General features: G+C 33.5%; 7 protein-coding genes. 2 read left to right on the top strand and 5 right to left on the bottom strand.

Features of this window, described 5'->3' with window-relative positions; all coding sequences use genetic code 11:
* Nucleotides 1-26: 26 nt before the first annotated feature.
* A complete protein-coding gene (locus HNS38_RS19015; RefSeq protein WP_172346917.1) occupies nucleotides 27-1,229 on the bottom strand; it encodes an amino acid permease in 1,203 nt (400 codons plus the stop codon).
* 898 nt (nucleotides 1,230-2,127) lie between these two features.
* Here HNS38_RS19015 and HNS38_RS19010 point away from each other — a divergent pair.
* Entirely contained in the window at nucleotides 2,128-2,685 is a 558-nt protein-coding gene (locus HNS38_RS19010) for a peroxiredoxin (protein ID WP_172283452.1), read from the top strand.
* Nucleotides 2,686-2,769: 84 nt separating this feature from the next.
* Entirely contained in the window at nucleotides 2,770-3,831 is a 1,062-nt protein-coding gene (locus tag HNS38_RS19005; RefSeq protein ID WP_172283463.1) for a CNNM domain-containing protein, read from the top strand.
* 211 nt (nucleotides 3,832-4,042) lie between these two features.
* Here the strand turns inward: HNS38_RS19005 and HNS38_RS19000 are convergent, their stop codons facing one another.
* From HNS38_RS19000 to HNS38_RS18985, 4 genes are all read right to left on the bottom strand, one after another.
* Nucleotides 4,043-4,384, bottom strand: a complete 342-nt coding sequence (locus tag HNS38_RS19000; RefSeq protein WP_172283465.1) for a hypothetical protein — start codon at nucleotides 4,382-4,384, stop codon at nucleotides 4,043-4,045.
* A 90-nt stretch (nucleotides 4,385-4,474) separates the two neighbouring features.
* Nucleotides 4,475-7,741: an AsmA family protein gene (locus HNS38_RS18995; protein WP_172283467.1), complete on the bottom strand. Its 3,267-nt coding sequence runs from the start codon at nucleotides 7,739-7,741 to the stop codon at nucleotides 4,475-4,477.
* A gap of 175 nt (nucleotides 7,742-7,916) precedes the next feature.
* Nucleotides 7,917-8,513 carry a hypothetical protein gene (locus HNS38_RS18990; protein ID WP_172283469.1) on the bottom strand — a complete coding sequence of 199 codons (597 nt, stop codon included), beginning with the start codon at nucleotides 8,511-8,513 and terminating at the stop codon, nucleotides 7,917-7,919.
* 23 nt (nucleotides 8,514-8,536) lie between these two features.
* Nucleotides 8,537-9,364 (bottom strand): hypothetical protein, encoded by an 828-nt coding sequence (locus tag HNS38_RS18985; RefSeq protein ID WP_172283471.1) that lies wholly within the window; start codon nucleotides 9,362-9,364, stop codon nucleotides 8,537-8,539.
* Between the last annotated feature and the right edge of the window lie 215 nt (nucleotides 9,365-9,579).

Here is a 9,579-nt window from a genome sequence, read left to right as displayed (position 1 = left end):
TTACAAAATAATATACTCATATACAACTATTTGTGAACTAAATGGGTAACCCTATCTAATAATATCATGACAATAAAAGCAAAAGTGGCTCCTAGGATACTAACAAATTTTGGTATTTTAAAGGCAGGGCGAAAATCTGAGCTAGACCAGCTTTCTATGGCAGATGCTAAATTTAAAAAAGCATAGGTGGTTATAAAGAACATGGAAACAATTCGTGCTATTACATCTAATTGTCCAATCAAAATACCTGCTTCTGCAATTAGGAAAGCCATAAGGAGTGCATTTCGAGGCTCGTTGGTTTTTCCAGTTCCTTTAGCAAAAAACTTTGGGACTATTTTATCCATTGCGATGGCCTGAAGAATGCGAGGAGCGCCCAGTATACTTCCTAAAGCAGACGATAAGGTGGCTCCCCAAATTCCGATAATCACTAATACAGGAACCAAGGATATTTTAAACAGTATATCTTGATCATTCATTAATGCTTCGGCATCGACAGTGAAGGTATAGAAAAATGCCAATCCTATATAAACTACCAAACCTACGCCAACAGCTGCCATGGCTCCTATGGGTAATGATTTTTTCGGATCCTTTAAATCTCCAGACATCGAAACTCCAGCTTCAAAACCAGTTACTGCAGGAAAGAATATTCCAAAAAGAATCATAAATGGTGCGGCATTAACCATTGGTTCCCAATGAATTTCTTTTGGTGTAAATTCATGGTGACCAAAAAAGATAGAAATTAAAGAGAGGACAATAGCGACCATAATAAAATACTGAGATTTTATGGCCAAACTTGTACTAATGAATGTTATGGTAGTCACAATGATTAATATGGTGGTTCCCGCTATTCGAATAGAATTGATAGAAGAATCCATATCAAAATAGGCAAGAAAACTCTCTGCAAATCCAATGAGATACAAACTAACACTGAAGGACAAACCCACAAATAGCGCCAAACCAAGAGTACCTCCAATTGGTAATCCCAAACTCCGTGAAATCATGAAATAGGTTCCTCCTGTTTTTACTGTTTTATCAGTAGATAAGGAAGCAACACTTAAACTAGTAGTTATGGAAATAATATGCGCTATTATAATAATAGCAATAGTATTTATTAATCCCGCCTGCCCTAAGATAGTAGGAAAGCGTAAATACATAATAACTCCCAAAATTGTTAAAATGGAGGGGGTGAAAACACCACTAAAAGTTCCGAATTTTTTAATTCTTGACATATTATTTATCTATAAAAACAATGACTACTAATGCCTTGGGCACTAGGGTAATACTTTAAAAATCATCCAGCCGAATATGGATTTCTTTTCGTCAAATGTATATATTTTTCAATTTGAGTTTACAAATCACTAACTTTATTGTTTTTTTAATTTTATCTATAATTTTAGGAACTAGATCGGCTTTACAAGTCATTTTCTCTTTAAGAGGGTTTACATTATTTCTTTTCTAATACTGAAAGGCTAATCAGCTAAGCTAAACATATTCAATCTTAAATCGATGATAATCTGTAAATGGAAGTTTAATTCAAATAGTTATTAGGTGTTGAAGAATTAAGATCCATAGAAATAACAATAGTCTGATAAGCCACATAAAATGAATTGAAAACTTTTTTCTTTGCTAAAGCAATTCTAATATTAGTAGTCTGTTTGATTTAAGGAGACTAAATTATCCGGTATAAATTATTGTGCTATTCGAATTTATTCTTTATTAAATTCAAGTATAAATGCAAACGTTAAGATAAAACCCAAGGCAAACTCATACTTTCAGTTTTAATTAAAAAATCAACGATTAAATTAAAAAAGAAAAAGCTGCCCACTAATTCCACTAATTTTCACAGATTATTTCTACAAACAGAGTACAGCAAAGCTGAACTTTGTTTGCAATCTGTGTTAAATTGCGGAAATCTGTGGACAAATTAAAAGTATGCGTTTGCCCTGAGATAAAACCCAATAGAATTTTATTTTACCTAAAGTGATTTATTTAAAAAAATATAAATATCAAATTAAGAAGTGAAGCCTTATTGTATGGCTGTTATTCAGTTTGATACAATAAAACTATTCTATAATTGGACACTGTAATATTTATTTATCTTTGTTTTAAATTTTTAAAACTGGCTTAATGAGACATAATTTTACAATACTTTTAGTAATACTTTCTTTTTCCTTTTTATTCTCAGGTGATTTGCTTGCCCAAAAAAAGGAAAATCTAGAAGGGATTGAAATTGGAATGATGGCTCCAGATATTGAGCTTCCATCTATTGAAGGGATAACCATCAAGCTTTCCCAACTAAAAGGAAAGGTGGTTCTTATCAATTTTTGGGCAGCATGGTGTGCCCCTTGTCGTAAAAAGGTTCCTGCACTGCGTGAGATATTAAATACTTATAAAGACTCAGAATTTGATAATGGAGAAACTGGCTTTGAAATATTTTCTGTATCACTTGATAAAAATGAGATCTCATGGAAAAATACAGTGGTAAAGGATAGTATAATAGATTTTATTAATGTGGGCGATATGAAAGGCTGGGACTCACCTGCAGCAAATGCATATCATATTAAGAAGATTCCCTCAAGTGTATTAATAGATGGGGAAGGAAAGATTTTAGCTATAAATTTAAAACCAAAAGACTTGGATAAAAAACTGAAGAAGTTGAAAAATGGTTCTTGGTTTTGGTTCTAAGCTATAATCTCAAATCTTAGAATACATTTTCCTGAGGACTTTTTTTTAGATGATTTCATAGTTTGTAAATTTGATATATAATACATGTTATTACTTTTATTTTATTTGTTTCTGGCTCTGTTTGTTTCATTCCTATGTTCCATAATGGAAGCAGTGCTTCTCTCTACTCCTCAATCCTTTTTGATAGTTAAGCAGGAAAACGGAAATGCTTGGGCAAAAGGATTTGTAGATCTGAAAAGCAATATTGATAAGCCTTTGTCTGCAATATTATCATTAAATACAGTAGCGCATACCATTGGTGCAGCTGGTGTTGGAGCGCAAGCAGTTGCTGTTTTTGGGGCGGCTTCTTTTGGCCTGGTATCGGCCATATTAACCATTTTGATTTTGGTAATTACAGAGATAATCCCAAAAACAATTGGAGCTAGATACTGGAGGAACCTGGCGAAGATTTCATATCAAATCATTAAATTCATGATTATTATTACCTATCCATTGGTTGTGATGTCAGCAGTGATTACTAAACTTATTTCAAAAAATAAGCAAGAGGAAACTACCAGTAGAGAGGAAATCGCTGCCTTAGCAAATATAGGAGCAGATGAAGGCGTTTTTTCAAATAAAGAGCATAAAATTATTCAAAATGTACTGCGTCTCAAGAATGTGAAAGTAACAGAAATAATGACTCCAAGAGTTGTTGTTGCAGTTGCAGATGAGGAATTATATCTCAGCGATTTTTTCAAGAATAAAGATTACCTAAAGTTTTCCCGTATTCCAATCTATACCGAAAATGATGAAAACATTACAGGCTATGTTTTTAGACAGGAAGTATTTGAAAAACTGGCAGAAGACCAACATGAATTAAGACTCAAAGATGTAAAACGAGAGATTGTTGTTGTGCCAAATAGCATTGTATTATTTACTTTATGGGAAGAACTATTGGATAAAAAAGAGCATATTGCTTTAATTGTAGATGAATATGGTGGTTTAGACGGAATTGTAACGATGGAGGATATTATAGAAACATTGCTTGGGCTTGAGATTATGGATGAAAAAGATACCATTGTTGATATGCGAAAATACGCGAGGGAACGATGGAAGGAAAGACAGTCGAAATATAATAATATTAATAAATTAGAAAAGCAAGACTAAGATAAAAGCTAGATTTATACCTGGTTGGAAACTGGTTTTAAGTAGCCTGTTATGAGCGTTTTGTGTAATAGGTGGAAATAGCAAAGATTGATGTTGCAAATGATCATCCTAACATATTGCCGCTGTTATTATAATTCATCCTCGTTTTAATGACAAACTGGGGTTCGGAAGAGAGTCTATTAAATACATTTGAGGTTTCAGAAATAATCGATCAATAATTGCTACTCGCGCGATACTTTAATGCAACCAGATGTTCAATAATTATAAGTTTTTGTTTTTCATAATCTGCAGAACTTTTGTAAGTACATCCTAATGCATCAGCCAAATTATTAAGTCCTGTATCTGTGTCTGGATATTCTGTTCCGTTATATTTGTATGTACAAGAGGAGCCCGTTATACAGCAAACTTCTACATTCTTTTCTTCCCCACAATTAAGAACTTCATTCATATCTTGCTGTTCGCAGCTTTCATCATTCTCTTCTTCACATGCTGAGAATGATATTGAGATTAAAGCTATCATTGCAAAGGCCGCCAATAATTTTAATATTTTCATAGGTTTTGTATTTAGTGCATAGCTAAAATAAAGCTAAATGATTAAACAAAATTAAGTATTTTTCAGAATCTAAGTCCTCTTATTTTAAATTTATTCTGGTTTTGTGTTATAATGGATGTTTTTGGGGAAGAAGATGAAGTCAAGCATTTTCTTTTGTACTCTAATCTTATTCATCATATCATCTCGACTGTCCTTTGAATCAAGACCCACTTTTGATTTCCCGTCTGTAACTGCATATCTGATTTTTCTAGAACTTTTTTTAAGTGACTTTTTATCTATTTCTTCTCCGCTTTCGTTTTGTTTTTTGTTTCTTTTTTGCGATTTGCCGAAGAGGATGTTGCTCAAATGCATTTCCATGTGATATTCACTGTCCCCTTCCAGACTTTGCATCCCAAAAGCGGCTATATCCATGGCATTACTAACGATATCTGTTCTTGGAACATAAAGCTTGTTTTTAAACATGAAAATATTACTTCGTAAGGTTTTAAATTGGATATTGTCGAGTTCTTTAATGCTTGTGAATTTTGAAATCTCCTGTGCTGGAGGATAATTATAAACACCTCCTTGTTCTAGTTTAAGATCCCCACTAATCATCATTTTATCAATTCTTACCGAATCATCAATAGGCACAAATGTATTGATGTCAACAGATAATAATCCACTTATATTATCGTAAGTGATTAATGAATCCATTCCAAAATTATCCATGTCCTGTAATAGTGTTTGCATATTCATATTACTGACTACATTATGGGTGGAAACAGATTGTGTGCCATCTTTTCTAAGCTTATAATGAACCGAATTACTCATCTCACCTTCGAATACCTTAAAGTTAAATTGATCTAAAATATATGAGCTGTCGGTAAATTTAAAAAGGGAGGACATATCGTGGATATGGAGTCTATGGATATTGAAATCATCAAGAAGCATTGAATCTATGATAACACTATTTACCGAGGCTGAGCCATGAATTAAATAGGTCCAGTTTTGTTTTTCCTGAGGAGTGTTTTCTTGGGAGTGTTTTTCTGCTTCGGAATTGCCAAGATTCATTAGGTGTTTAAAATCATCAAGATAGAAATCTCCAACTTTGATATTGCTATGAACATATAGTTCTTTTTCTTGATTCAGAAGAACGGCTTTGTATAAGTTGATGATTTTGCTAGAGTCTGTTCCCAGTTGTAAACCATTATAGTTTGCTGAAAAATGATTGATACTCAAGCTGTCATTTTCTAAATGAATTTGAGCGGAGATACCATTCATATTCATAGTTGAATCTGGGAATGTCATGGCAATGTTGTTTAGCTTTAAATCAAAACTACTTTTTTCGAAAAGTATGTGCATTAATTGCGAATCCAAAGAATCAAGATTGACCTTTCCTTGAGAAGTGATATAGGCATGTGCTAGTCCTGACATGTCCTTCACCATTGAATCTGGTACAAAGGGCATTAACTCATCAAATTGCAGGGTAACATTGGTTTTAATCTTGAATTCTGGGCTTTCAAAATTGTTTATTTCTCCACTGCCAGTGAGTTTATTCCCTCCATTTTGAATGATAAATGAATTTATTTGTGCACCCATGTGAATAGGGTCGCTAAGTTTTCCATTTAATAGAGTTGATAAAGAGGAGTTGTTTAGATTGATATTAAATGCTTCAGATTTTAAACTCAGTTGTTCTATTTGGATTTCTTTTGTTTTTGATTTATGAGGTGTGTAATTAATTTGACTGCTAAAATGCTCTATTGGTATTGAATCAAATAGTATAGCTGAAAACTCCTTGAATTGAAGGGAAATAGTACTGTTATCCATTATGTCATCTATAAAATCATCGCTGTATTTTTCGGGGATGATGCCTTTTGTATTAATCTCTGCGACAATATTCCCGTTCATGCTTTTTGCAAAATCGTCAGGAATTAAGTTTTCAAATTCAGCCGCATTTAAATATGAAATGGAGTTGATATGGTAGTTGGGGTTGTGAAAATCGGATAGGCTTCCTACCATTTGTATGTGGCTCAGTGGACTAATCAGTTCATGATGTTCAATATGAATGGAAGCCTCACTCATATCCATCTTTTGGCCTGTATTAATGTGTGCTCTTAGTTTTAAAGTATCAATTTGAGGATAGTCAATGGATAGAATCTTTATGTTGTTTAAGTTTACTTGGGCATCAACAACTGGTATCATGGTGGAATCGGCCATATCTCCTTTAATAGTCCCAGAAATATCCAATATGCCTTCGATGTCGAGGATGCCATATTGTTTCATATAGCCTGAGGGTAGATAATTCTCTATAACATTAAGATCTAGTCTTAATGATTCAATTATAGCATCCACTGTGATGGTGTCCATATAATTAAAAACTCCTTTTACTCCTAAATAGATACCATTGCTTTCTAATGCCAGTTTGTTAAGCTCCAATTTTTCGTCATTATAATTCGCTTTTAAATCTAAGCGAATGGGTTCTATTTGAGGAAGGCTTGTGTTCTGGACTAAGCTGATATATTCTTCGGGAGCATATTTTTTCAAGATATTCAAGTCCAGAGTATATGCATCAATGACGGCATCTATTCCAATGTCATCATTATTGCTGACAGTTCCCATTATACGCAAAACAATGCCTTCACTATTGATGTTGAGTTGGTTGATTATGGTTTCGTTGTTTTCAAATTCCAAATCGAAAGCTAGTTTGCAGGATTCCATTTGATCTACCTTTGTATCTTCGAACTGACAATGGCTTAGAGTAAAGGAACCATTGGCTTTCCCATTATAATAATTGTTGTTTGTTTTGGCTTTTATAGTGATTTCAGGAATAGTAATCTGTGATCCAATATCTGTAATACTGTCATAATAATTAATATGAATGTTTTCCAAATTAAATCTCTCTGCACTAAAGTCGAGGCCGCTTGTAAGAGTATCTTCTGTATTTTCATTATTAGAATCTATCGATTCGTTTAAGAGAAAGTCGATATTTGACCTCCCATTTTTATCAATGATATATTCAAAATCTAATCCTGCAATTTCCAATTTGTCAATGGTGTAAATTCCAAACATTAGATCCCAAGAGTTAAGGCCCACTTTTAAGCTATTGATGAAGAAAAGCGTGTCGCTATTTTGGCTTTGGGGTTCACCGATGTATAATTGGTTTATTTCGGCAGTCAGCCTAGGAAAAGAAAATAGAGGGTTAAGAGAAACCTTGCCTATGGACATGGGAGCGTTTATCTCGGTCTCTAATTTTTCGATGGTAAAGGATGCTAATTTGTCTTCATATATTTTGGCAACCACTACGGTTATCATCATGAAAAGAATTAATGATAAAATAATCAAGCCTGTTATTTTTATGAACTTATACAGAATTTTCATGCTCCCCTTTGTTTTGATTTTGAATGCTGGGCATCAAGTTAATTTAACATCCATCTTATTAATCTTTCAAAGGTAAAATAATTTCTGTTTTTTCTCGTCAACATTTCTAAAATTAATGGGAGACCTACTATTATTTTGAGGGTGTTGAATGTTGACTTCACTAAGGTTTCCATCATTATTCCTTTTCAATAACTTTTAGTTCAATCAAGGCATAAACAATATCTAATATTTCTGAAATCTCACTTTCTTCTACATCAGCTTTTCGCATAATGGTAGCTACGCTTTCAAAATAGGCAGTTGGAAATGGTAAATGAAATAAAAACTTCCCTTGTGGTTTAGTGAGATTTATTTTTCTTTCGGTACGTTCACGGCCTTTTCCTATCCAAACAGCAACACTACTGAAATATTCATTATTGCGGGCGGTGTAAAAGTTTACGCCAGCGTTTTTATGTTCACGAATATGCATGGTACTGTGATCTTGTGGGTCTGTTTTGGTTCCTAGTACTTCTAAATCTAAATCAATAGTAATTCTGTTTACTAGTAATGTATATCTATTATAGGGTCTTTTCTTCTCATATACCTCCTCCTTTTCTAGAATACCTAGCTTGGTCATGGCCTCGAGAAAGTCCTGAGCGGTTTTAATATGCAAATTAAGTCTTGATGCTGCCTCAGATGATGATATACTTCTGTAGTTCACCAGTAATTTGAAAAACTCCTCTGTATATTCTTTTGCCAAAAATGAGCCCAATATTGCTGCTTCTTTAAAAGTCATGACTTGTGATTTTAGATTATAAATTATGCGAAAAAGTCTGATTTTACAGTGTTAAGCTTATCTATGATTCTGACTTCTTCACCTTTGCGATAGTCATCTAAGAACTCAATAAATAAGTTTCCAAGATTATTGCAGAGTTGGTCGAATGCTAGGTTTTCTTTATAAGATAGATAGGTTTTTCGAGAAATATGTACACTCACTTGACCAGTAGGGTCAAAGGCGATCCAAGTGTCTTGTATTACATTAAAGCCAGACCGAACGAGCAAGCCCATAGCTGCATTATTATTGGTTGGAATAAGGTATATTTTATCCCCATCGCTATAATGGATGCAAATGAGGTTTTTGCGTAAATATGCCACCATGGCCAATATCTCATCTTTAGTAAAATCGATTTCCCTAACCGGGAATGGGCGTTCGGTATAGGCATCGTTTGAGGATTCAACTCCTATGGCTGCAAGCTCTAAAATATGATTTCCTTTCCATCGGGTCTGGCCGGTAACCATCATATAGAAAAGCCAAATCCAGGAAAGAATCATCCAAACTAAAAAAAGTCTAGAGATAGGTGGGAATACGATTGGGTGATTGCCAGTGTGTTGAGTTTGTAGGGTAAATAGGACAAAGCCAAAAGCAAGAAGGTAAGAGGAGCTTACTAAATATACATTGCTTCTAGTTTGAAGATAATAGAACCCTAAGCTGATTAAGGCATAAATGATAATAATTCCTCCCAGCATTTTTAATCCAATTTCTATACCTAGAAATATAGAGGATAAGGCAAGTATGATAAAAGAAATGATGGCAGGGATAAATACTTTAATTGACGATCCTGATTTTAATTTTTTTATAGGTGACATAGCTTTTGTGTTTAATACTTGTTATTATATATACTTCATAAAATATGAACTATACAAAAGTACAACTATTTGTATTCTAATGTCAAGTGCTTAGGTATATTTTTATTTATTGCAAAAAAAAATGGCATGTTATTTATTATCAAAGGCTATCTAATAGCAAATTGGATAGGCTGACTCATGTTGTGCCACCTATACCGATGTAACTGTGCCACTCA

This window comes from Lentimicrobium sp. L6 (assembly GCF_013166655.1).
Taxonomy (GTDB): Bacteria; Bacteroidota; Bacteroidia; order Bacteroidales; family UBA12170; genus UBA12170.
This window is presented reverse-complemented; position numbering and strand designations above follow the sequence as displayed.

Coding starts and splice junctions, on each gene's coding strand:
- HNS38_RS19015 (WP_172346917.1), bottom strand. CDS start 1,229: ATGTCAAGAATTAAAAAATTCGGAACTTTTAGTGGTGTTTTCACCCCC.
- HNS38_RS19010 (WP_172283452.1), top strand. CDS start 2,128: ATGAGACATAATTTTACAATACTTTTAGTAATACTTTCTTTTTCCTTT.
- HNS38_RS19005 (WP_172283463.1), top strand. CDS start 2,770: ATGTTATTACTTTTATTTTATTTGTTTCTGGCTCTGTTTGTTTCATTC.
- HNS38_RS19000 (WP_172283465.1), bottom strand. CDS start 4,384: ATGAAAATATTAAAATTATTGGCGGCCTTTGCAATGATAGCTTTAATC.
- HNS38_RS18995 (WP_172283467.1), bottom strand. CDS start 7,741: ATGAAAATTCTGTATAAGTTCATAAAAATAACAGGCTTGATTATTTTA.
- HNS38_RS18990 (WP_172283469.1), bottom strand. CDS start 8,513: ATGACTTTTAAAGAAGCAGCAATATTGGGCTCATTTTTGGCAAAAGAA.
- HNS38_RS18985 (WP_172283471.1), bottom strand. CDS start 9,364: ATGTCACCTATAAAAAAATTAAAATCAGGATCGTCAATTAAAGTATTT.